General features: G+C 61.0%; 19 protein-coding genes. 12 read left to right on the top strand and 7 right to left on the bottom strand.

Annotated elements, in window-relative coordinates; all coding sequences use genetic code 11:
* The first annotated feature begins 191 nt into the window (after nucleotides 1–191).
* Genes BLR63_RS28515 through BLR63_RS28490 form a run of 6 tightly spaced genes read left to right on the top strand, consistent with a single transcriptional unit; the run spans nucleotide 192 to nucleotide 10,116 of the window.
* A complete protein-coding gene (locus BLR63_RS28515; protein WP_083365980.1) occupies nucleotides 192–2,234 on the top strand; it encodes a type VI secretion system Vgr family protein in 2,043 nt (680 codons plus the stop codon).
* A complete protein-coding gene (locus BLR63_RS28510; RefSeq protein WP_010568144.1) occupies nucleotides 2,227–3,126 on the top strand; it encodes a DUF4123 domain-containing protein in 900 nt (299 codons plus the stop codon). The genes BLR63_RS28515 and BLR63_RS28510 overlap by 8 nt, the downstream gene beginning before the upstream one ends.
* On the top strand, nucleotides 3,123–6,659 hold the full coding sequence (locus BLR63_RS28505; RefSeq protein WP_083365979.1) for a toxin VasX: 3,537 nt from the start codon (nucleotides 3,123–3,125) through the stop codon (nucleotides 6,657–6,659). The genes BLR63_RS28510 and BLR63_RS28505 overlap by 4 nt, the downstream gene beginning before the upstream one ends.
* Nucleotides 6,652–7,809: a hypothetical protein gene (locus BLR63_RS28500; protein WP_042947980.1), complete on the top strand. Its 1,158-nt coding sequence runs from the start codon at nucleotides 6,652–6,654 to the stop codon at nucleotides 7,807–7,809. Before BLR63_RS28505 ends, BLR63_RS28500 begins: the two co-directional genes overlap by 8 nt.
* Nucleotides 7,810–7,827: 18 nt before the next feature.
* Complete coding sequence (locus BLR63_RS28495; RefSeq protein WP_165448679.1) at nucleotides 7,828–8,985, top strand: hypothetical protein; 1,158 nt, start codon at nucleotides 7,828–7,830, stop codon at nucleotides 8,983–8,985.
* An 18-nt stretch (nucleotides 8,986–9,003) separates the two neighbouring features.
* The gene (locus tag BLR63_RS28490; RefSeq protein ID WP_010566284.1) at nucleotides 9,004–10,116 is read left to right on the top strand and encodes a hypothetical protein; all 1,113 of its coding nucleotides are present in this window, start codon (nucleotides 9,004–9,006) and stop codon (nucleotides 10,114–10,116) included.
* Nucleotides 10,117–10,176: 60 nt separating this feature from the next.
* Here the strand turns inward: BLR63_RS28490 and BLR63_RS28485 are convergent, their stop codons facing one another.
* Together BLR63_RS28485 and BLR63_RS28480 are read right to left on the bottom strand one after the other, a co-directional pair.
* Nucleotides 10,177–13,491, bottom strand: a complete 3,315-nt coding sequence (locus tag BLR63_RS28485; RefSeq protein WP_010566283.1) for an O-linked N-acetylglucosamine transferase, SPINDLY family protein — start codon at nucleotides 13,489–13,491, stop codon at nucleotides 10,177–10,179.
* Between the two features lie 172 nt (nucleotides 13,492–13,663).
* The gene (locus BLR63_RS28480; RefSeq protein WP_010566282.1) at nucleotides 13,664–14,716 is read right to left on the bottom strand and encodes a flagellin N-terminal helical domain-containing protein; all 1,053 of its coding nucleotides are present in this window, start codon (nucleotides 14,714–14,716) and stop codon (nucleotides 13,664–13,666) included.
* A 241-nt stretch (nucleotides 14,717–14,957) separates the two neighbouring features.
* On the opposite strand from BLR63_RS28480, the gene BLR63_RS28475 reads away from it, so the two are divergent.
* The 3 genes from BLR63_RS28475 (at nucleotide 14,958) to BLR63_RS28465 (ending at nucleotide 16,981) form a co-directional block, all read left to right on the top strand.
* Nucleotides 14,958–15,782 carry a motility protein A gene (locus tag BLR63_RS28475; RefSeq protein WP_010566281.1) on the top strand — a complete coding sequence of 275 codons (825 nt, stop codon included), beginning with the start codon at nucleotides 14,958–14,960 and terminating at the stop codon, nucleotides 15,780–15,782.
* Complete coding sequence (locus BLR63_RS28470; protein WP_010566280.1) at nucleotides 15,779–16,567, top strand: OmpA/MotB family protein; 789 nt, start codon at nucleotides 15,779–15,781, stop codon at nucleotides 16,565–16,567. The genes BLR63_RS28475 and BLR63_RS28470 overlap by 4 nt, the downstream gene beginning before the upstream one ends.
* Nucleotides 16,568–16,651: 84 nt before the next feature.
* Complete coding sequence (locus BLR63_RS28465; RefSeq protein WP_010566279.1) at nucleotides 16,652–16,981, top strand: hypothetical protein; 330 nt, start codon at nucleotides 16,652–16,654, stop codon at nucleotides 16,979–16,981.
* 39 nt (nucleotides 16,982–17,020) lie between these two features.
* Here BLR63_RS28465 and BLR63_RS28460 read toward each other — a convergent pair whose 3' ends face one another.
* From BLR63_RS28460 to BLR63_RS28440, 5 genes are all read right to left on the bottom strand, one after another.
* Nucleotides 17,021–17,656, bottom strand: a complete 636-nt coding sequence (locus tag BLR63_RS28460) for a LysE family translocator (RefSeq protein WP_010566278.1) — start codon at nucleotides 17,654–17,656, stop codon at nucleotides 17,021–17,023.
* Nucleotides 17,657–17,928: 272 nt separating this feature from the next.
* Nucleotides 17,929–18,504 (bottom strand): PIN domain-containing protein, encoded by a 576-nt coding sequence (locus BLR63_RS28455; protein WP_010566277.1) that lies wholly within the window; start codon nucleotides 18,502–18,504, stop codon nucleotides 17,929–17,931.
* Nucleotides 18,501–18,971: a helix-turn-helix domain-containing protein gene (locus BLR63_RS28450; RefSeq protein ID WP_010566276.1), complete on the bottom strand. Its 471-nt coding sequence runs from the start codon at nucleotides 18,969–18,971 to the stop codon at nucleotides 18,501–18,503. The genes BLR63_RS28455 and BLR63_RS28450 overlap by 4 nt, the downstream gene beginning before the upstream one ends.
* Before the next feature lie 267 nt (nucleotides 18,972–19,238).
* Nucleotides 19,239–19,811: a membrane protein gene (locus tag BLR63_RS28445; protein WP_010566275.1), complete on the bottom strand. Its 573-nt coding sequence runs from the start codon at nucleotides 19,809–19,811 to the stop codon at nucleotides 19,239–19,241.
* 128 nt (nucleotides 19,812–19,939) lie between these two features.
* Entirely contained in the window at nucleotides 19,940–20,314 is a 375-nt protein-coding gene (locus tag BLR63_RS28440) for a c-type cytochrome (RefSeq protein ID WP_010566274.1), read from the bottom strand.
* 170 nt (nucleotides 20,315–20,484) lie between these two features.
* On the opposite strand from BLR63_RS28440, the gene BLR63_RS28435 reads away from it, so the two are divergent.
* The 3 genes from BLR63_RS28435 (at nucleotide 20,485) to BLR63_RS28425 (ending at nucleotide 23,907) form a co-directional block, all read left to right on the top strand.
* A complete protein-coding gene (locus tag BLR63_RS28435; RefSeq protein ID WP_010566273.1) occupies nucleotides 20,485–20,865 on the top strand; it encodes a response regulator in 381 nt (126 codons plus the stop codon).
* Between the two features lie 187 nt (nucleotides 20,866–21,052).
* A complete protein-coding gene (locus BLR63_RS28430; RefSeq protein ID WP_010566272.1) occupies nucleotides 21,053–21,667 on the top strand; it encodes a biliverdin-producing heme oxygenase in 615 nt (204 codons plus the stop codon).
* Complete coding sequence (locus BLR63_RS28425) at nucleotides 21,664–23,907, top strand: ATP-binding protein (RefSeq protein ID WP_010566271.1); 2,244 nt, start codon at nucleotides 21,664–21,666, stop codon at nucleotides 23,905–23,907. The genes BLR63_RS28430 and BLR63_RS28425 overlap by 4 nt, the downstream gene beginning before the upstream one ends.
* Nucleotides 23,908–23,955 lie beyond the last annotated feature (48 nt).

Raw genomic sequence — 23,955 nt, 5'->3', positions numbered from 1 at the left:
GCACTTTTCCCCGTTTTTCCGTCCAAAAAACCTGTCCCGGCTGCCTTTTTCCAACTAAGCCATTGTTCTATATGGACATTATTTATGTTGGCACGCCGCTTGATACGAAGACGCTCCCCAACCGGGCATTTCGCCCCTTGGGCACCTTCATTTTTCAAGCAAGTTCACGGCATGACAGAAGGAAAAAAGGGATGTTCGCACCCGCCAACCAGACCCACTTCCGCCTCATCCTCAAGGGGTTGAAATACGAGCTTAAAGTCCTTTCCCTCACGGGGCGCGAAGCCATCAGCCAACCCTTCGCGTTCGACATTGAACTGGTCAGCGAACACCCGTCGTTCGACCTCGAGGCACTGTTGCACAAGCCCGCGTTTTTGCAGCTGGCACCGGACGGCCGCGGCGTTCATGGCCAGCTTCATCGCGTGGCCCAGGGCGACGCCGGCAAGCGCCTGAGCCGCTATTCGGTGACCCTGCGCCCGCAACTGGCGTACCTCGCGCACCGCTTCAACCAGCGCATCTTCCAGAACCTCAATGTGCCCAGCATCATTGCCCAGGTTCTCGAAGAGCATGGCATCCAGAGCACGGCCTACACCTTTCACCTGGGCACGACGTATCCCACACGGGATTACTGCGTTCAATACGACGAATCCGACCTGCATTTCATCCAGCGCCTGTGCGAAGAAGAAGGTATTCACTACCACTTCCAGCACAGCGCCACCGCCCACACCGTGGTGTTCGGCGACGACCAGACGGTGTTCCCGAGACTCGCCCCCGTGGCCTACCAGCAAGACGCCGGCCTGGTGGCCAGCGAGCCGGTGGTCAAGCGCTTCGACCTGCGCCTGGAAACCCGTACCAGCCGGACCACCCGCCGCGACTACAACTTTGAAATCCCGCGCGTCACCCTCGAAGGCGACGAGCGTAGCGACGCCCTGCCCGACCTCGAAGACTACGACTACCCCGGCCGTTTCCACGACAGCCAACGCGGTAGGCACCTGGCCAAACGCGCCCTCGAACGCCACCGCAGCGACTACCAGCTCGCCGAAGGCAAAAGCGATCAACCGCTGCTGCTCAGCGGCCACTTCCTGCCCCTGACCCACCACCCCAAAGCCCGCTGGAACGACCTGTGGCTGCTCACCGAAGTCCTCCACGAAGGCAAACAGCCCCAAGTCCTCGAAGAATCCATCACCAGCGACACCACCGACAATAAGGACGATTTCCACCAGGGCTACCGCAACCGTTTTCTCGCCACGCCGTGGGACGTGTTCTACCGCCCACCGCTGAATCATCCCAAACCGCGCATCCTCGGCAGCCAAAGCGCGGTGGTCACCGGCCCCGAAGGCGAAGAAATCCACTGCGACGAACACGGCCGCGTCAAAGTGCAATTCCACTGGGACCGCGAAGGACGGGGCGACGACAAAAGCAGTTGCTGGCTGCGTGTTTCCAGCAGTTGGGCCGGCGCCCGCTACGGCGGCATCGCCATCCCCCGCGTGGGCATGGAAGTGCTGGTGACCTTCCTCGAAGGCGACCCCGACCAACCGCTGATCAGCGGCTGCCTGTACCACAAGACAAACCCCGTCCCCTACCCACTGCCGGCGAACAAAACCCGCACCGTATTCAAAACCCTCAGCTCACCGGGCGGCAGTGGCTTCAACGAACTGCGCATCGAAGACAAAAAAGGCGCGGAACAAATCTTCCTGCACGCCCAGCGCGACTGGGATGAAAACATCGAACACGACCAGAAAATCCGCATCGGCAACGAACGCCACGACACCGTCGAGCAGAACGCCTACAGCGAATTCAAGGCCGAGGAACACCACACCGTCCACGCCGACCGCAAAGTCCAGGCGCGGGCAGACGACCACCTCACGGTGGCGATGGATCAGCACGTCAAGATCGGCGCGGGGCAGTTCGTCGAAGCGGGCCGGGAGATACACCTGAGCAGCGGGCTGAAGGCGGTGCTGGAAGCGGGTATAGAACTGACGCTCAAGGCCGGCGGGAGCTTTATCAAAATCGATCCCAGCGGCGTGTGGATCAGCGGCCCGGCGACGAATCTGAATTCCGGGGGCAGTCCTGGCAGCGGCACGGCGGTGGCGCCGTTGTTGCCGGGACTGTTGAAGGCCGCGGACGTAGAGGCTCCAGGCCAGCTGTTGCTGCCGGCACTGCAACAAGCATTGATGCGCAAGAAGCCGTTTTGCGCGATCTGCGAAAAAGCCAAACAGGAGGCGGGAAATGCCTGATTCCCCGTGGATGCTGGAAAATGGGCTGCCGCAACATTTGCCGTGGAATAGCACCGTTGGTTTGCTGCTGGATGGTGTGAGCATCGAAAAACTTCCACAGCGCCTGTACCAGTGGGCACAAAGTCCACTGTTCGAACCGCTGTACCTCGGCACGCCCTGGGCTGAAGTTCTCGATATCGCCCCCTGCCTGGTGCAGATAAAAACGCCAAACGACCCGGTCCTGAAGCAGTTCCTGAGTGCCTCCCGCCAGGAATGGGGCTATCTGGTCTTCAGCGAACATCCGTGGGGTGACTTGGTCGCACACTGGCGTTGGCTCACCAGCGTATGGCACCCCCAAGGCGAAGAAGTGTTGTTGCGCATCGCCGACCCCGCCGTCACCCGCGCCCTCCTCGTGCATGCCCACAGCATCAAGGACCCCACCTTGTTCGGTCCTTGCACCCACGTGGTCACCGCTGATGCGGCGCGGGGATGCTGGCACCTGACCCTGCGTCCGGGCGGGGCCCCAAAGACCGATCACAACACGCGCTATCGATTGAACGATGAGCAAATCGGCCTTTTGGATGCGGTAAGTTTTCGCCATGCCGTCATGCGCATCGACCGGCACCTGCACGAACACTTTCCACACTATCAGGCTCATGCGACCCCGCCACAGCGCTGGGAACATCTGCATGCGCTTGCATCGGCTGCCTACGATCGCGGGCTCAACACTGAGTTGGATATCACGCTCTACGCCAACATCCACGGGTTTCTCGGCGAACGAGCGCTGGAGGCGCATCCAGACCTGGATGCCCAACTGAAAACCCCATCGCAGCAAACTCCCACGCAGCGACTCGAAGAGGTCGCCAGTATCGCCAAGGCAAGGGCTGAACACTTGCAAAGGAAGCCGGTATGAAAAAGAACCCTAACCACGTCAATGCAAGCCGCGATGACGCGAAAAACTCCATGGCCACCTGCCCGCTGATGAAAAGCACGATGCAGTTGGTGCCCCTGTGCTACGGATTGGTCGATGACCCCGCCCTGGACCCTTCGGCCGAGATCCCTGTTCCCTACACACTCGCCACCCGCCCGCTCGGCATTCGTCTGATGCGCGATGGCTGGCTCTATGTGATCGACGCGAAAAAGCGCGAACTCTCGGAATACCGCGTCCTCGATGGCGTGGTCACCGCGATGCTCTGGCAAGGCACGGACGTCCACAGTGATCACCGCGAAACGCCCATCAACAAGCCGGTGTTGATCTATCCCGCACGCGCTGAGCTGCATGTCTGCCACTCCGAAATACAGTGGACCGCGAAAAAGTGTCGCCAGGTCCTCTACAGCCCATCCGAACGCGACTACTTCATGCAGCCCGTCGATCTGGGCCAGGCCAATTGTGAAACCGGCGGCCCCGGTTTATTGACGCCCGACCAGGCCGAACGCTGGTTGGCCGAGGTCGCTTGCAGCGGCGATGACGACAGCGATCCCGACCCTGAACGCACCCCCTATTTGTGGGAAACATTTGTACGGTTTCATGATGTACCGATGCGGCACCTGAGCGATTGCGTCGAGGCAGAGTACCGCTATGACGTCATGTATTTGCCGGTGAGGGATGATATTGGCGTGCTTCGCGACCTCGCCAACTACCAGGATAAGGTCGTCGGGTGGATCGATGCGTGGGCCAACGGCGGATCGCAAGCACGCGGCAACGAGCGTGACTACCTGCTGGCCTGCTATATCGAATCGCTGACCCAATTGACCCAGGCGGATATCGGCGGATTGGCCGATGCCAGTAACCACCCGGCCATCAAGCGCATGCTCGCCGACCTGGAGGCCATGCCGGCGCCGCAGCAAGGTACGACGCGCCAGGCTCTGGTCGATTACCTCAACAGAGGCGGATTGCCTACACCGCCGAAGGGCAGTCCCGTACCGCCAGAACTGGCGCGCTTGCACAAGGAGGCCCTGGAAGACGCGCTGTATATGGTCCGCTACCAGGGGGCCTCTGCAGACTACGCCGCCGCGACTCACGACATCGAAGACACGGATCGGCGCTATTACACCCGTGAACACTTCAAGACGTCGCCCCAGGACTTCGTCGAGGAACATTTCGAGGCCCTGATCAAGCTTGGTAAAGAGCAAGACCGCCGCATCAGGGATGTCCTCAATGGCGCGAAGATGGGCCAGCGCGGTATCAATGACCTGATCGACCGTGAGGCGATGGACAGCGCGCTGTTCGCTCACCGCCAATCCCTCCAGCGTTGGAACACCCTGCTCGAGCACATCACGGCGGATCGCACGGCGCTGTTTTGCGCCGGTTTTTTCCATAAAAGCGCGTGGTACTACGACCCCGAGAATGCCAGACAGATCGGCCAATGTTTTACCACCGAATACGCCTGCCTGAAGGACATTTGCCGAAGCGATGACGCCTGCGAGCGGGTGCTCCAGTACCTGGAGCAAGCCCCGCACTTCAGTCGCCCGCAGTTTTACACGCGGCCCTACAGCGAACATACGACGGCCCGGGCTCAGTATGCGTTCGTGCCGGCGGCGGGCATGACGCTGTTCAACAACATGCCCGAACTGCTGAAAAAACTTCAGGACCTTGAGAACAACCGCTTGCCGGCCCTCGACAGGCTGCCGGACGACACCCGCGCGGTCGCCGAGGCTGCCCAGCAGACCATGACCCCGGCGCTCAATCGTGGCATGGAAAAAGCCCTGGCGGACTTTGATCAGGTGTTCAAGGGCCACGCGATGCCGACGCTCGATCAGCTCTTCAGTCGCTTACCCAAGGCCTTGCTGATGCGCATTCTGGACGCGGCGAAGCACGAGGGCGTGACCTTTACCTTTGCATCGGCGGACGAGAAGGACTCACTCCGGCGCGAACTCCGGGACTGGTTCAGAGAACAGGAGTACCTGCAAAGGCTCAAGCGCGAACGGGTCTGGACAAAACAGACGGCGGGTCACAAATCGCCCAGAGCGCGAGAACTTCAGGTTGAAATCGCGAACACCCGCTATCGAATGGGCATCGCCGAAGCGCGCCTGGCCAACGCACTCAGCCCGATTGGCGACTTGCCGGGCAACCACGTCCAGTTTTTCGGGGCCACGCCCGCACGGGCGGGCATCACGGTGGTCTTTCCGCCAGCGGGCCGGCAGGAAATAGCCGAGTTGATGAGGAACTTTCGCGAGGGGGTGAAGGCGGCGCCACTACCGAATCGGTTGGGGGATGGGGCGGCGTTGTTGGTGTTTGTGGTGCAGGCGTTGAATCTTTGGCAAGTGATGGCAGAGACATTCACTGAACACCAACGATCTAGAATGCCTTTTTTTAGTGCCTTAATGGCGACCGGCGCCACCGGTTTTGCTGCGGCGCAAGGTGTATTCGATACGGCGCTGACTGCTCGCAGCGCAGTGTTGGCCAAAGGGTTGCAGAATCACGCCGTCGCCCATGTGCATGTGCAAATGGGCAAGTTGCACATCGGTTTGGGACTGATGACTTATGCATTCGGGGTGTTCGCTGCCAATTCCAGCCTCAACAGTTATCAAGCCAACTGGGAGCAAGCCGTCCGCAGCGGCAACGGCGGGGCTCAGGCCGGGGCGATCATGTCGAGGGCCGGATCAGGCGGTTTGCTGGCAAGTAATCTGTATGGCCTGGGCCATACGCTCGACGCGACGGCTACCGTATTTTTGGCCAAGCAAGGAGCCGCCAGAACCGCCGCATGGGCCGCCTCCGGGGTGCGGCTCTCAAGCGTTTTTTTCCGTGTAAACCTGGTCGGCGCGCTGTTTACGGCGTTGGAGTTGGGCGGCAACTATCTCTACAACCACTACAACACCAGTGCCCATGACCAATGGCTACAAAGCACGCCGTGGGGACGGGATGCGAGCAAACGCAAATCCTTGAGCCTGGCTGACTACCAGAACGCCTTGATCACGATCATGCAGGCACCCTCCGTGCAGGTCGGCCCTGTCGAATACGACACCTGGTGGAAAGACCTGCTGCTGGAAGCCAAGGTCGGCGATATGCATTTGCTGTTGCCCGGGCTGGATATCGGCGCATTTACGCCACCGATGGGCGGCAGGCCCAGCCATCAGTTAAGCATCGCTGCATACCGCATCAGCACGATTCGCGTGGAAAGGGGGATGCCCCACGAACGCTGGGAAATACTCAGTGAGGCCGTCGAGGCCAGGCTACGTCGCGTCGATGGCCATCAGATGATTCTCTGCATCGGCTACCCCGTGCCCGATGAACTGATACCAAACAGGTCCCGCGAAGAGCTAATGCTGGTGGTGGTCATTCAAAGCCCCAACGCCAACGGGCAGCCGCATCAGCGAACGTACTCTATCCGCTTTGAGCCAAGGGATAGCGGAGCCTTCCCGCCAGTTGATCAGAAACCCCTTCTCCCCAACGCACCGCTGCTGCAGATAGAGCCCCTGATGCTGGAGTTGATCTCACATGACTAAACCCATCGATCCCCCCTCGACCGATCCGGCGTTAACGAAGGTGTACCGAGCTGGAGACGTCGAATCGTTTGCTTCTGGCTACACGACCTACCTGGCACCACTACCGCTGCCTACAGAAGCAACACCACACAGTCCCTACGTGAGCGATCTCAACGACACGTACCTGGACTTTGGCGGCGGTACCCCCCAAGTATTTTCCTGGCAGATGACATTGGGGGGGCCTTTTACCGCTGCGGTCTTAGCACTTTTGGGTGGCCCGATTGTTATTGCTTTGTTTGGTGCAGGCTTCGGATATGGATGGGTTGATATCGGGGATGCGATGCAAGGCGTATTTTTAGAGGCTTATGAAATTGTCTTCTGGTCATCTTTGTGCAATCTGGCCGTTGGCCTCGGGGTATGGCTCAACAAACACAGCCAATACACAGAAGTCATCCCCACCCGCTTCAACCGCCAACGCCGCGAAGTCTGCTTCATGCCCAGGGGGGCGACAGCCCCTCTGTTCGTGCCCTGGGAATCCCTCTGCGCCTGGGTCGTCCAGGCGCAAGGCGCTTCACAGTATGGTGTGACTCGCCAGTACGGCATGGGCATGGGTTTTTATCACGAAGGGGAACTGGTGCGCGTTGAGTTCATGTGCGCCGGGATGCCGCTGGCGATTGCCCACTGGGAAGCCGTGCGCGCCTACATGGAGTACGAAGTCCACGACCTCAAAAGCATCCAGGACCCGATGGACCTGCAAGGCCCAAACGATCCGCCCCATGAGGGCATGCACACCTTCCGCAACGCCCGCGCACGCCTGCACCGACGGATTCGCGAGAAGGAGGTCGGCTGGGTGCATGGTTTTTTCTGGTACCTCTACCACGTCATGACCTTCTGGACCTTGCCCAACCGCCTCGTCGAATGGGAGGTGAAACGCATCGCCAAGGTCGGCCGCAAAAAATTGCCGGAGGTCATGCAAGCCTGGTCGGAGTCGATTCCTGAGGAGCAGTGGGCCAAGCCCAGCGAGGCGTTGATTCGATTGGGACAGCGCGTCAAAGAACTCAGGCAACGCAGGCCGCAGCGCGCGATCACCGACATTTTTGCCGAGGTTTACCGACGCGAACATGAACCGATGGGTGGCTCTGAACGCAAGTTCAAGCGGTGGCGTAAATGATGCTGGAGTTGATCTCACATGACTAAACCCATTGATACCCCCTCGACCGATCCGGCGGCAATGAAGGTATACCGAGCTGGAGACATCGAATCGTTTCCCTCTGGCTACACGACGTACCTGGCACCGCTACCGCTGCCGACAGAGGTATCACCACACAGCCCTTACGTGAGCGATCTCAATGACACGTACCTGGACTTTGGCGGCGGTACCCCCCAAGTATTTTCATGGCAGATGACATTGGGGGGGCCTTTTACCGCTGCGGTCTTCGTACTTCTGGGTGGCCCAGTTATAGGCGCTCTTCTTGGGGCAAGCTTCGGTTATGAGTGGGCTGATATTTGGAATTCGATGCAAGGCATATTTCTAGCGGGTTATGAAATTGTCTTCTGGCCATCTTTGTACAGTCTGGCCGTTGGCCTCGGGGTATGGTTCAACAAACACAGCCAATACACAGAAGTCATCCCCACCCGCTTCAACCGCCAACGCCGCGAAGTCTGCTTCATGCCCCAGGGCGCACAAGCCCCTCTGTTCGTCCCCTGGGAATCCCTCTGCGCCTGGGTCGTCCAGGCGCAAGGCGGTTCACAGTATGGTGTGACTCGCCAGTACGGCATGGGCATGGGTTTTTATCACGAAGGGGAACTGGTGCGCGTTGAGTTCATGTGCGCCGGGATGCCGCTGGCGATTGCCCACTGGGAAGCCGTGCGCGCCTACATGGAGTACGAAGTCCACGATCTCAAAAGCATCCAGGACCCGATGGACCTGCAAGGCCCAAACGATCCGCCCCATGAGGGCATGCACACTTTCCGCAACGCCCGCGCGCGCCTGCACCGGCGGATTCGCGAGAAGGAGGTCGGCTGGGTGTATGGGTTTTTCTGGTACCTCTACCACGTCATGACCTTCTGGACCTTGCCCAACCGCCTCGTCGAATGGGAGGTGAAACGCATCGCCAAGGTCGGCCGCAAAAAGTTGCCGGAGGCCATGCAAGCCTGGTCGGAGTCGATTCCTGAGGAGCAGTGGGCCAAGCCTAGTGAGGCGTTGATTCGGCTGGGACAGCGCGTCAAAGAACTCAGGCAACGCAGGCCGCAGCGCGCGATCACCGACATTTTTGCCGAGGTTTACCGACGCGAACATGAACCGCTGGGTGGCGCTGAACGCAAGTTCAAGCGCTGGCGTAAATGATGCTGGAGTTGATCTCGCATGACTAAACCCATTGATACCCCCTCGACCGATCCGGCGGCAATGAAGGTGTACCGAGCTGGAGACGTCGAATCGTTTCCCTCTGGCTACACGACGTACCTGGCACCGCTACCGCTGCCGACAGAGGCATCGCCCTATAGTCCCTACGTGAGCGATCTCAACGACACGTACTTGGACTTCGGTGGCGGCACCCCTCAAGTATTTTCATGGCAGGTGGTATTGGGGGGACCGTTTACCACTGCGGTCTTGATGATCCTGGGCATCCCCCTGATTACGGGACTAATTGCTGCTGCCAGTGGTTTTGGATTGGCTGAAGTCGTGGAGTTTAGTAAAAACCTTGCGATTACTGCTCTGGAACCATCCTCCTACACGTTCATTGGTGGACTTACTGTGGGTTTAGCTGTTTGGCTCAACAAACACAGCCAATACACAGAAGTCATCCCCACCCGCTTCAACCGCCAACGTCGCGAAGTCTGCTTCATGCCCCAGGGCGCACAAGCCCCTCTGTTCGTCCCCTGGGAGTCCCTCTGCGCCTGGGTCGTCCAGGCGCAAGGCGGCTCACAGTATGGCGTAACTCGCCAATACGGCATGGGCATGGGCTTTCATCACGAAGGGGAACTGGTGCGCGTTGAGTTCATGTGCGCCGGGATGCCGCTGGCGATTGCCCATTGGGAAGCCGTGCGCGCCTACATGGAGTACGAAGTCCACGACCTCAAAAGCATCCAGGACCCGATGGACCTGCAAGGCCCAAACGATCCGCCCCATGAGGGCATGCACACTTTCCGCAACGCCCGCGCGCGCCTGCACCGGCGGATTCGCGAGAAGGAAGTCGGCTGGGTGCATGGTTTTTTCTGGTACCTCTACCACGTCATGACCTTCTGGACCTTGCCCAACCGCCTCGTCGAATGGGAGGTGAAACGCATCGCCAAGGTCGGCCGCAAAAAATTGCCGGAGGCCATGCAAGCCTGGTCGGAGTCGATTCCTGAGGAGCAGTGGGCCAAGCCTAGTGAGGAGTTGATTCGGCTGGGACAGCGCGTCAAAGAACTCAGGCAACGCAGGCCGCGGCGGGCGATCACGGATATTTTTGCCGAGGTGTATCGCAGCGAACATTAGGTCGTGAGGGCTGCTTCGCAGCCCCGCGCGGGGCAAGCCCGCTCGCCACAGCAAGTCTGCTCACCCGTCGGCGTAGGCCACTTCGTTGAAGCTCGCGACCAGCCAGGTCAACTCCCCACGCGGCAGTTCGGTCAGCGGTTGCAGGTCGAACCGCGCCATGCGTCCCACATACTCGCTGGGTTTCAACAACCGCTCGACCACGTGGTAATGCGGGCGGTCGAGGTAGTCATCGAACAGCACAATCACCGGTTTGCTCGTGCGCAGGTAGGCGGTGACAAAACAGGCGATGCGAAAGCGTCCGTCGATCAGGATCACATCGGGCTGTTCAAAGAACGGCTCATCCCAGACCCGCAGCGGGTAGGTGTGGAATTTCTTCCAGTGCCGGGCGTTTTTCGGGCGAGCCCATTTGCCGGTCTCGCCCACGTCCACCGGGTAGATGCGCGGGCGCGAGGGCAACGAGGCGTTGGCGATCCAGGCTTGCATGTCCTCGGCCCAGCGGGCGTCGTTCTCCACCGAAATCACGCGTTTGTCCGGCAGCTTGGCCGCCAGCAGGGTTGAGCCGCCGCTGCCGTATTCGAGGATCACCGAGGCCTGGGTATAGAGGCGCTCGACGTAGGCGGCCACGTCAGCCGGAAAGGTCACCTGCGGTTCCTGCATCGGCGCGCGGGGCGGCTCGACCTTGGCGCATGGGTTCTGGTGATGCTTGAGATACTGCGCCGCCAGGTCGCTGTCGATGGCCGCGAGCAGTTGTGCCGCGACGTCGTGGGCGGCGTAGACCGTGTGCAGCACAAACGCCAGCTTGAGCCGCTGGTTGTCGGACAGCGCCGCCAGGCGCGCGGCATCCGGCAAGAACAGCGCATCGGCACACAGCAGTTGGGAGGCCTGCGGTTGATGCTGCAGGTTGTTCAACCGGTAAAAACTGAAGCCCAGGCGCGCCAGGCAACGGCTGATCAACCCCACATCGGCCTGCTGGTCATGGGTCGGCACAAAATTGACCCGCGCCTGTACCAGCAACGTATCGGCCAGGGTGCGCTGGCCGTGTTCGATCACAGCCAGGCTGTCGTTGAGGTTGTCCAGCAGCAACCAATCCACCGCAGGCAAGCCATTGATCGCATCCAGCTTGAGGGTGGGCAGCGCCAACCTGGCCAGCACCGCCGACGCCGCCAGCGGTTCCAGGGTGGCGCTCATGGCCGGGTCGAGGCAGGCGTAGAGCGTGGCGGGCTGACCGTTGCCCAGCGCCGCGTGGGGGTAGTAATGCAGCTCGCCCAGTTGCATCAGATGCCGGGCGTTGTCGATGCGGCTGGTGGGGTCGAAGGCCACCGTGGAAAACGCCGCCATTTTCTGCAGCACCACAAACTGCGCCGACGCGAGCAGCGTACCGCCGTGGTCCAGGGTCACGACTTTGCCCTGGAACTTAAAGGCGAAGCCCTCGTCCGCCGCCGGCGCGAGCGGATGCCGAAGCTCGACCGCCGCCGTGTCCCCGGCAAACCGCGCCTGCCCTTGCGCGTCCAACGTCAGCGCGGCCACCGGTTTGCCTTCGCAGTAGCGCTGCCAGATCGCGCGCAGGGCGTTGCCGAAATGCTGGGCAAAACGTTCGCTGTCACACACCGGCGAGTTCATCAGCACCGCGCGCAGGTGGCCGCGGATGCGCGCGAGGCTGTCGAGGTCGCCGGCCAGTTCCATCACCCGCTGCCGGTACTGCGCCCAACTGTGCACCACTAACTCCGGCAGTCCGGCGTTGACCAGGTGCGTGGCCGAGTGGCGCCCGGCGAAGGTCGGCCCGGGCAGGGTGACCACCGGCACGCCCATCAACAACGCTTCGCAGGTGGTCAGGCCGCCGGAATAGGGCCAGGGGTCGAGGGCGATATCGACGCGGTTGTAGGTCTCCAGCAAGTGCTTGTGCCCCACCGGCCCTTCGATCATCACCCGTTCGCGGTCGATGCCGTGGGCGGCCATGACGCCGTGCACATGGTCGCGCAAGGCGCGTGTGCCGAAGGCCCCGCCCTTGAGCAGCAGGCGCGAATCGGGCGTGGCGCGCATCAACTCGGCCCAGTGTGCCAGCAGCACATCGTTGACCTTGGTCGGATTGTTGAAGCAGCCATACGTGACAAAACCGTTCGCCAGGGCCGGCAGCGCCTTGATGTCCGGGGTGTAGGGCGGCGGGTCGTAGCAGATGTAGTCGTCGGGCAGGCGGATGAGTTTTTCGGTGTAGAACCCGTCCTCACCTTGCGGTGACTCGATGCGATCGGTAAGCAGGTAATCGATGGCATCCAGGCCGGTGGTGTTGATCAGGCCGCCGACCCATTTGACCAGCAACGGCGCCGGCTGCAAGGCCATGGCGCCCATGCGGTTGCCAGCGTTATGGCCGCACAGGTCAATGAGGATATCGATGCGATCGTCGCGGATGCGCCGGGCCAGCGCCTGATCGTCCATATGCTTGATCGTCAGCCACTGCTGCACCGACGCCTGGATGCGCACGGTCAGGTGGTCGCACACCTGGCTGGTGCTGTAGGCGAACAACTCGAACCGATGGCGCGGCAGGTTTTCCAGCACGCCCACGATCATATTGCCCACCGGATGCTGGCGCAGGCCGTCGGACACCAAGCCGATGCGCAGGCAGCGGTCAGGCGCGCGGTCACGCGTCTCGGGGCGAAGCGGTACGTTTTTGGGGCCGAAGCGCGCTTGCCATTCCTTGCACACCGCGAAGATGAAGTCGCGGCTGCGCTCGGGGTCGTAGTGCAGCGACGTCAGGCGGTTGGAGTACGGCAGCGCATCCTTGCGCTTGGCCAGCGCCACGGCCTTTTGGTAGTAGGTGTCGGCCGTGGCCAGTTGGCCGATGTCCTTATACAGATTGGCGGCGTTGTTCCAGTGGCTGTAGTCCCCCGGTTCACGCTCGATCAGTTGGTCGAACACCGCGATGGCTTCGTCGTGCCGCTCCAGGCGATTGAGGATCAAGCCTTTGCGCGACAGCATGCGGCAGTCATGGGGCCGCAGCGCCAACGCGCGCTCGATGCACGGCAGGGCCTTGGCGAACTGGCCTTTCTCGAAATGCAGCGTGGCCAGGCGGTGATGGCCGGCGGCGAAATCCGGATCGATCAGCAGCGCCCTGTGGATAAGTTCCAGGGCGCGATCCGCCTGGCCAAGCTTTTGCGCAGCCTTGGCCACCAACTCCATGGCCTGGGGCTCGTCGGGCGACAGGCGCAAGGCCTGCTCGAAGCTGGCCAGGGCCTGCTCGGGATGACTGTGCAACTGCGCGTCGCCCAGGTCTTTCCATACGCGCGGGTCGTGGGGCCGCTGCTGGCTGAGCCGTCGCGCCTGGGCCAGTGTTGGCGCAGCGGTGTGTGTGTGCGAGCCGGAGCGCGGGGATCTGGGCATTCAGGAGGGGCCTTGTGAAAAAAGAGTCTGCACGAAATGCTATCGCGCGCGCCCTCCTGTCAAAGCCCGGATAAACCCCTCTCAACGCCACGATTACCAAGGATTGTGTGGTGAACACACGCAAAAAAAGGGGCGCAGCGTGCGCTGGCCCCTTCGTACCGCGAAGTCGCGATTATTGCAGCAGCGACAGCATTTGCTGCGGCATGGAGTTGGCTTGGGCCAATACCGACGTACCGGCCTGTTGCAGGATCTGGGCGCTGGTCATGGCCGACACTTCCGTGGCGTAGTCCACGTCCTGGATCCCCGAACGCGCGGAGGTGAGGTTGGTGGTGGTCGTGGAAATGTTGGTGATCGCCGAGTCGAAGCGGTTTTGCACCGCACCCAGGTCCGAACGCATCGAGTCCACCGTGTTCAGGGCGTTGTCGAGAGTGGTCAGGGTGGTGGTGGATTTCTTGGTCACCGCGTTGTCGGTGTCGATGCTGATGCTCGCCGAGGTGGTGGTGCCGCTGGTGGTCAGGGTCACTTCGGCGGCGTAGGTCTTGCCGCCTACGGTCAGGAAGTAGTCGCCGTCGGCATCGGTGGACAGCGTGCCGCCGCTGACGGTGGTGCCGGACTTGTCGACATAGCTGGTGTTGGTCGAGGTGATCGCGGTGCCCGAGGAATCCGACAGGGTGCTGGCGGTCAGGCTGGTGTCGTAACCGTTCACGTTGTAGTTGCTCAGGCCCAGGGTCTTGGCATTGATTTCGCTGAGCTTGATGTCGATGGTTTCGTTATCGTTGGCGCCGACCTGGATGGTGATGGTCTGGTCTTTGGACAGCACGTCCACGCCGTTGAATGCGGTCTGCGAGGAGATACGGTTGATCTCGTCCAGACGCTGGGTGATCTCATCCTGGATCGATTGCAGGTCGGACTGGGAGTTGGTGCCGTTGGCCGCTTGTACCGACAGCTCACGGATACGCTGCAAGTTGTCGTTGACCTGGTCCAGCGCGCCCTCGGTGGTCTGCGCCAGGGAGATGCCGTCGCTGGCGTTGCTGCTGGCCTGCGACAGACCGGTGATCTGCGAGGTCATGCGGTTGGCGATCGCCTGGCCGGCGGCGTCGTCGGATGCGCTGTTGATTTTCAGGCCCGACGACAGGCGTTCGATCGAGGTGCTCAGGCTGTTCTCCGAGGAGTTCAGGTTTTGTTGAGCGATCATGGACGTGATGTTGGTATTGATAACTGACATGGTGCAGTTCCTTTTCGTGGGTAAGCCGCTTGGACAGATCAGAGGCCCGGCGTTGATGCCCTCAGCGCCGTTGCCGTACAGACAAAGCGAACATCGGCGATCGAATCGGCCGTCTTTAGGCAGCCCCCGAAAAAATTTGCGCAGCCTTCCGATTTCGCCACCCAAAGTGCCTGTATTAGCCGATTTGAATCAGCACCCACCGCGTTATAAAGCCTGCCTTGGCCCACAACCGGAGTGCTGCATGAACCCCTCAACCCTGATCGGCATGCTTGCCAGCCTGCTACTGCTTGCGGTGCTGCTGATGTTCAGCGCGCAACAACCCGGTTTGTTCGTTGACCTGCCGGCGCTGGGCATTGTGGTGGTCGGTACCTTTGCCGCGACCTTCATCAGCTACCCGCTGCGCGAGGTGCTGCGCATCTTCAGCCTGATCAAGACGGTGGTGCGCCACGAACGCGAATACACTCAGGAAGACATCGATGAACTGGTGAGCCTGTCGCGCCTGTGGCTCGACGGCGACCTGCGCGCGGTGGAAGACGCACTCGAGCGGGTGAAGAACCCGTTCCTGCGTTGCGGCGTACAACTGGTGATCGACAAGACTCCGCTGGATGACATCCTCGACCTGCTGCAATGGCGCATCGCACGGCTGCGCGCCAAGGAACATGCCGAGGCCCAGCTGTTCCGTGTGATGGCCAGCTATGCCCCGGCGTTCGGCATGCTCGGTACGCTGGTGGGGCTGGTGAACCTGATGTTCGTGCTCGGCGACGGCGACATGCTGACCATCGGCCGGCAAATGGCCGTGGGCCTGATGACCACCCTCTATGGCGTGTTGCTCGCCAACCTGCTGTGCAAACCGGTGGCGGTGAAACTGGAACGCCGCACCGAACAGCGCGTAGTAGTGATGAACATGGTGCTGCAAGGCGTGGCGATGATGGCCAACAAACGCAGCCCCGGGCTGATGCGCGAAACGCTGAAATCCTTCGTGGCCCACTACCAGAACGACCTGCGCGACGAACCCGTGCGCTCCGCCCGCGCGCTGATCCCGCTCAAGTGGAAAGCCCGCGCATGAGGGCCAGCACGCGTCACCAGGCAGTGGCGATCGCCAGCGGCCTGCCGCCCGTTGAAGACGCAAACGGCGAGACCTGGATGATGACCTACCTGGACATGATGACTCTGCTGCTGGTGGTGACCATGGCCATGCTCGCGCTGGCCGGCAAGGGCCATGAGCGCACGCGGCAGAGTGCCGACCTGCGGGTGCCGCCGGTCTTTACCGCCAAAAGCCTCACCTCGCTGCAACCGCCGGGCGCACTGTTGCGCGTGCCCCAGGCGCCCGAACCGGTCACGGCGCCTGAGCCTGTCGTTGAGCGCGAGCCGGTCATTGCGTCCGAACCGGTCGCCGCCGCAGAGCCGGCGCCGCCCAAGCCCTCCGCCCAAGACCTGCTCAACGAACTGCCGCTGGACAAACTGGGCCAGGACATCGAAGTGGTCACCAACGACAGCAGCGTGAGCTTTCGGATCAGCAGCGAAATATTGTTCCCCTCCGGCCAGTCCGACCTCAACCTCGGCGGCCTCGCCGTGTTGCAGCACCTGATCCCGGTCCTCGACAGCGTGCCGCACAAAGTCATCGTCGCCGGGCACACCGACACCCAAGACATGCGCAGCGCACGCTTCCCCTCCAACTGGGAACTCTCCAGCGCCCGCGCCGGCAGCGTGGTGCGCTACCTGCAAAGCAACGGCATCCAGCCCACCCGCCTCGCCGCCATCGGCTATGCCGACACCCGGCCCCTCTCCGACAACACCACCGCCGAAGGCCGCGCCCGCAACCGCCGCGTGGAACTGATCCTGGAGCGCTGACACAGGGGTCTTTTTTTTCCGCCGCAGAACAGTGATCATCGCCCTCCCCCCACCGCCCCCAAAAAAAACCGAGGAACCGAGACCATGGAATTGACGCTGGAAGCGGTTGCGCTCTTCGCACTCAAACTGGTGCATGAGACCGACGGTGGCAGCCCGCTTTTGCGCGACGATCCGGCAATGGATGGGTATGAGCGCGAGGTGTTTGGGTTATTGGTGCGCCAGGGGGATCTGGCGCGGATTCAACTCAAGATCGAGGAATGCGTGGCACAGGCGCTGGATGCATTGGGCGGTGCCGACACGGTACTGGGCCGCGAACTGCAGCGGTTGGCGAAGGACGTACAGAACGCCCCTCGACTCGACACCCTGCCCACGCCGCTGACCACCCTCAGGGACTATTTGAAAGACATCCAGTGAATCGGCGATCAGCGTGGCGGTTCAATACCGCACGCGCCTTTACCGTCGTCCTTCAACGGCCATGCGCACGGCCAACCCCATCAGCACCGTGCCCATCAGCCAGCGCTGCACCACCTGCCAGCCGGGCCGGGTGACGAAGAACCCCGCGATGGAACCCGCCATGAGGGCAATCACTGCGTTGACGCTCACGCTGATGACAATCTGCGTAGAGCCCAGCAGCAACGATTGCGTCAGCACACTGCCGTGGCCATTCGGGTCGATGAATTGGGGCAGCAACGACAGGTACATCACCGCCACTTTGGGGTTCAGCAGGTTGGTCACAAAGCCCATCATGAACAGCTTGCGCGGGCTGTCCTGGGGCAAGTCCCGGACCTGAAAGGGCGAGCGCCCACCCGGCTTGATCGCCTGCCAGGCCAGGTAGACAAGATACACCGCACCGCCGAGCCGCAGCGCGTCGTATGCGAAGGGAACGGCCATCACCAACGCAGTGATACCCAAGGCCGCGCACAGCATGTACACGACAAACCCCAACGCAACGCCACCAAGGGAAACCATACCGGCCGCGGGCCCCTGGCAAATCGAACGGGAAATGAGGTAAATCATGTTCGGGCCGGGCGTCAGCACCATGCCCAGTGAGATCAGGCCGTAGGCAAGCCAGTTGGACAATTCGGGCATGGTGCCGCTCCAGGACGAGGGGATGGGCGCCATGGTAAGGCGTCCGACCGGAGGGCGTTAGAGACAGATCCGCGAGTAAAACGTCATACACCGGTGCAGGCATACGCCTGCCCCACGTTGACGAGCGCGCTCAACTGTCCACGTTGAAGGCCGTCGCAAACCCGTTGCTACTAATTGCTATTTCAGAAAGCAACTACTTCATCGCCTTTGATTACGAAGACGTACACAAGTAACCCAGACCAAGAGGATTCAGCTTGATGTGCAGACGAGCGCTACAACATCACCTCATAAGGCCCCAGCGCCTTACTCGTCTGCAACAGCCCCTGCCGCATCAACATATCAAGGTAAGCACCGACTTCCATTGGTGGCCGCACCAATGAACGTCTTTGCTTCTGCACTGCCGCCAACACCGCTGCCTGATCCAGATCCCACAGGTCCGAAATAAAGTCATCTGGATGCATCGGCTCAATGTCATACGCCGCCAAGATATGCGCCGGAAAGTCCTTCAAATTAAAAGTCACGATAACTTCTGCTTTGCTCCGAATCGCCGCCGCCAGCACATGACGATCATCAGGGTCAGGCAAATCCAAACTCGAACACAGGTCCTCATAACCCGTCACCAGCGCATCCGGTATGGCCTTGTCCATCAACGCCGACGTGCAATCCACCTGCTTCAGGGTAAGGTCAGGCCGATTCTTGAGGACATTACGCTTCCACTCTTCATGTATCTGGCTGGTCCAGCGTGCTCGGTACAGCCCCGACAATCCAAGCCACATCAACAAATCCCGGAGTGCTGCGGGGTAAAGCACACAAGCATCGTACACAGCCGTAAAAGGCGAACACCTCATCCGTCATACCCCATTCCCAACTCCTGAGCCTGCCTGGCCAATGCCTCCATCGCCGCTTGGCTTTCTTCTTCACGCCGCTGCTTGAACGCCATCAAGTCCGAAAAGCGAATACGCCGATGCCGCCCCGTCTTTGTAAAAGGAAGGCCGCCCTCCTCCAGCATCTTGACCAAATGCGGGCGCGAAACGTTAAGCAGGTCCGCGGCCTCTTGGGTGGTCAATTCAGCGTGCACCGGTACGACCTTCACAGCATTACCGATCGCCAACTCTCCCAAGATATCGACCAGCAGACGCAGTGCCGAGGTGGGGAGTACGAGTGTGTGGGGTTTGTCTTCTTTGTCGAAGATGTCGATGCGCTGGGTTTCAAATTTGGTCGATAACAGCGAGGCCAGTTCTCGTTGGCCCTGCACGGCGGCTTCGACTTCGGTTTCGAGTGGGGGAATCGTTTTAGGGAGATGATGAGTGACCATGATGCAGCTCCAGTGTTACGTCATTCGGTTGAAATCAAGCCTAAACGAAACAAACGAAAAACGAAATATTCGAAATGGAGCGTCACGGATCGACTTCACCAGCTACGTCACTTCGGAACCGATCAAGAAATACGGCCAGGTTGCCCTACGCAAAATCAGCGGCTGCCCCTTGCCTGCCGGCTGGGACAGTTGGCGTTGCGTAAGGCAGCGCTGGAGTAAGCCACTGCTGCTCTTGGTTCAGTGGCCGATGGTTTGCTGGCGGCCCGATCAGCCCGCCTTCGCCTCGCCCCCCTGCCCACCAATCAACACCCGATTCGCCGGGTCGGTAATATCAAACACCTGTTGCACACACGCCGCAGGGTTGAGCTTGAACTGGAACTCCACCAGGTACACCTTCGCCTTTTCCGGGCTGAACGTGCTCATCACCGGCCCGCAGCTGTAATAACCGCCGTTGCTGCGGTCGCTCGCCGAGCTGGCCACGGTGAGTTTCTTGCCCGGATCGGCCTGGATTTCCAATTGGGGAAACCGCTTGAAGCCTGCACTGGCGACCGTCTGGTTGAGTTTGGCGATCCAGTTGAAAACGCGGCCTTCGCCGGTATCCATCACGGTGCCCAGGGTTTCCATGCGCTGGTCGGCGTCGCCTTCGCGGCGTATCGAAAACTCCACGGGCGCGGTGCCGCCGTAGGCTTTCATCACCACTTTGGCGTGTTCGGCGTCCACGGCTACGGTTTTCTGGCGCAGTTGGACGCCGTCCTTGAGCAGGCTGGGGGAAGAGTCGCGTTGGTTGGATTGGCAGGCGCAGAGGGCCAGGGCGAAGGAAAGCAGCGCGATTCGCTTCACGGGGGATGTCCTTATCGGGAGGTTGGGGGGTAACGACTGGCGCCAAGATTAAACGGAATGTTCCACAACGCAAGCGTATCCATATGCAGTCAAAAGCCGACCACTCTCCGCGGTATGTGCAGGAGTGCTCACTTGGGCTGGAACGTCTCAAGGTACGCCAGGATATTGTCAATCTTCTCCGGGTCGCTGATGCCCCAGAAGATCATCCGCGTGCCACTCACCACTTTCTTCGGCGCTTCGATATAAGCGGCGAGTTTGTCCCGGGTCCAGACCACGCCGGAGTTTTTCATCGCATCGGAATACTGGTAGTCGGCGGTGGTGCCTGCGGGTCGACCGATGATGCCGTTGAGTTCCGGACCAAAGCCGCCACGCGCGCCTTCACCGATGCTGTGACAACCGCCGCAGGTCTTGGCGAAGAGTTTGCCACCCGCCTCGGCATCGCCGGCCGCGTGGGCCGAACCCAGGTTGAGCATCAAGGCAAAGGTGAGCAAGGCGTACTTCATGAGCGACTCCACATCGGGCAACGGTGGCCGATTATGCCTGCATCAGCGCCACCATGCTGCGCCAGGCAACCGCTCTAGAACGACCACCCATCGCTCAGGACATATCCGATCGAACCTAATCAGGCCCACTCCACTCCACCTTACTGACCCCTGATGGTGGAGTAAGGATCATGGCTCAGCCATCGATTTTGGTATTGGAAGACGACGAGATCATTCGATCGTTGATGGTGGATGTACTGGAGGAATTCGGCGCGATCGTGACGTCTTTTCCTTCGGCGGATGAAGGCATGATTTACCTGGAGCGCGCGGACGATCCGGTGGACCTGATTGTCAGCGATATCCAGATGCCGGGATTGCTCAACGGTTATGACTTGAGCCGGGTGGTGGCGCACCGCTGGCCATCGGTGCCCGTGTTGCTGACCTCCGGCAATACCCTGATGGCGGCCGAGCTGGGCGGCTCGGTGCGGTTCCTGCCCAAGCCGTGGAGCACGGAGCTTCTGCTGGAGTGCGTGCAAACGGCGCTGACAGAGTCGGATTCCGTGATGAATTGATAGCGCACGTTCAGCGAACTTCAGTGCCGTCTGTGCAGTCATTACCGATGCATATAAAGGAAATTTCTGATCCATTGGTCAGCATATTCGTGGTGTGCGTTCAACTGATGCCCATCAGTTGTATAGAAGCGCCGCCCTTTTTCACGCGTCATTCATGGCCGAGAGGCCCACAGTTCGAGCTTATTGAATGCATTCACAGGCCCATGACGTCAGTGCGCCCTCCTTGCTTGAAGCGCTGCGCACCGGCACGGGTCTGCTGCATGTGGCGCTCGAAAAACGCCTGCCGTTTTTCTCCGAACATCTCGATGCCGATGGCTACCGGCAGCTGCTCCAGGCCTATTACGGTTTTTATCGTCCGATGGAAACAGCGCTGTACGGCTGCGGCTTCATTCCTGAAGGCTTCGACCAGGCCTTGCGTACGAAAACGCCCACGCTGGTGCGTGATCTTCACGCCCTCGGCCTGAACGATGCTGCCATCGACGCCTTGCCGCGCTGTGACCATCTGCCCGCGTTCGACACTCCTGCCGCGTGCCTCGGCGCCCTGTATGTGCTGGAAGGCGCGACCCTGGGCGGCCAGGTATTGCGGCGGGAAATGTCCCTGCGCCTGAATCTGCACGCCGACAACGGCGGGGCGTTTCTCAATGTGTACGGGGCCGAGACCGGGCGGCGCTGGAAAGACTTTCTCGACTATCTGAACAGCCAGCCGCTGGACGCCAGCGCCACACAGCACGCGGTGATCGCTGCCCGTTCGACATTCAGCGGCTTTGAGCAATGGCTCGACAGCCAGGAGGTACTGCTATGAAACCCGAAGATTTTGAAGAGCTGCTTGCCAACTGTGCCGACGAACCGATTCGCTTTCCCGGCGCGATCCAGCCCCACGGCGTGCTGCTGACCTTGTCGGAACCGGACCTGCATATCCTCCAGGTCAGCGCCAATGTCGCCGCCTTGTTCAACAACACCGCCGAGTCGCTGCTGGGCCAGCCGCTGCACACGCTGATCGGCGTCGAACACGCCGAGGTCGTGCACGCGATAGCCGAGGGCGATACGTTTTCCGAGGCAGCGCCCCTGCACGTCACCCTTAACGGCCGGGATTTCGAAGGCCTGCTGCATCGCCATCAACAGGTGTTGGTGCTGGAATTCGAGCCGCGCCTCAAAGACTTCCGGCCCCGAGTGCTGAAGGGGCGCACCAGTGACCTGGGCAAAATGCTGCAACGCCTGCAGGCAGCGAAGACTCTGCAAGCGCTGTACGAAATCAGCGTGACGGAAATCCAGGCCATGACCGGCTACGACCGGGTGCTGATCTATCGCTTCGAAGAGGAAGGCCACGGCCAGGTGATTGCCGAAGCGTCGGCGCCGTCGATGGAACGGTTCAACGGCTTGTTCTTCCCCGCGTCCGACATCCCTGAGCAGGCCCGCGAGTTGTATCGCACCAACTGGCTGCGCATCATACCCAACGCCGCCTACGAGCCAGTGCCGCTTGTACCCAAACTGCGCCCGGACACCGGCCAGCCCCTGGACCTGAGCTTTTCCACCCTGCGCAGCGTGTCGCCGGTTCACTGCCAGTACATGCAAAACATGGGCGTGCTGTCGTCCATGAGCATTTCGCTGATGAAGGGCGACAAGTTGTGGGGCCTGATCAGTTGCGGCAACCGCGAGCCACTGATGGTGCCCCATGACCTGCGCGTCGCCTGCCAGACCATCGGCCAGGTGCTGTCATTGCAGATCAGCGCCATGGAAGCCCTGGACCTGAGCCGTCAGCGCGAAGAAAAACTCGAAACCCTGGCGCAGCTCGACCAGGCGATGAAGGCCTCGGAGCACAGTGTGTTCGATGGCCTGGCCCAACAGCCGCGATTGCTGATGGACCTGACCGTGTCCGGCGGCGTGGCGATCATCGAAGACAAACAGCTGCACCGCTACGGCAACTGCCCGGAGCCGGCGCAGATCCGCGCCCTGCACAAGTGGCTGCAAGACAGCGGCGAGCCGGTGTTTTCCAGCCATAACCTGGCATCGGTCTATCCGCCGGGCGCCGAGTTTCAGCGGGTGGCCAGCGGCGTCCTGGCCATGAGCCTGCCAAAGCCTGTGGATAACGGCGTGCTGTGGTTCCGCCCGGAAGCGAAAGAGAACATCCACTGGAGCGGCGACCCGAAAAAGCCCTTGGCCCTGGAAAGCTCCGACGCCGGCCTGCGTCTGCGCCCACGCACGTCGTTTGAAATCTGGAAAGTGGAAATGGCCGGCATCTCGACCCAGTGGAGCCACGGCGACCGCTTCGCCGCCAACGACCTGCGCCGCTCGGCCCTGGAAAACGACCTGGCCCGCCAGGTACTGCGCGAGCAACAAGCCATGCGCGCGCGCGATGAGCTGGTGGCGGTGGTGTCCCACGACCTGCGCAACCCGATGACCGTGATTTCCATGCTGTGCGGCATGATGCAAAAAGCCTTCAGTTCCGACGGCCCACACACCTCGCGGCGCATTTCCTCGGCCATCGACACCATGCAACAGGCGGCCGCGCGCATGAACGTGCTGCTGGAAGACTTGCTCGACACCTCGAAAATCGAAGCCGGACGCTACATGGTCAAGCCGGTGGCGCTGGATGTAAGCCAGATGTTCGAGGAAGCGTATTCCCTGCTGGCACCGCTGGCGCTGGAGAAAGGCATCGATTTGTCGTTCAACGCCGAACCCGGCCTGCAGATCAATGGCGACCCGGAGCGCTTGTTCCAAGTGCTGTCGAACCTGATCGGCAACGCCATCAAGTTCACCCCGCGACAGGGCAACATCGGGATCAGCGCCATGAGCAACGGCGAGGAGATCGTGTTTTCGGTGCGCGATTCCGGCGAAGGCATTGCCCCGGAGCAACTGCCCCACGTGTTTGATCGCTACTGGACCCAGACCGAAAACAACCCCACGGGCAGCGGCCTGGGCCTGTATATCACCCAAGGCATCGTACAGGCCCATGGCGGCAGGATCGTGGCGGAAAGTGAGCTGGGGCGTGGCAGTGAATTCCGCTTTACGGTGCCGAAAGTGATGGAGGAGTCGCACACCTGAGGCGCCGGACATGCGGGCAGCAAGCAACCGGATTACTACAGCGCATTA

This window comes from Pseudomonas extremaustralis, assembly GCF_900102035.1.
GTDB classification, from domain to species: domain Bacteria; phylum Pseudomonadota; class Gammaproteobacteria; order Pseudomonadales; family Pseudomonadaceae; genus Aquipseudomonas; species Aquipseudomonas extremaustralis.
The sequence above is the reverse complement of the archived record's forward strand: the minus strand, read 5'-3'. Positions and strand labels throughout refer to the sequence as shown.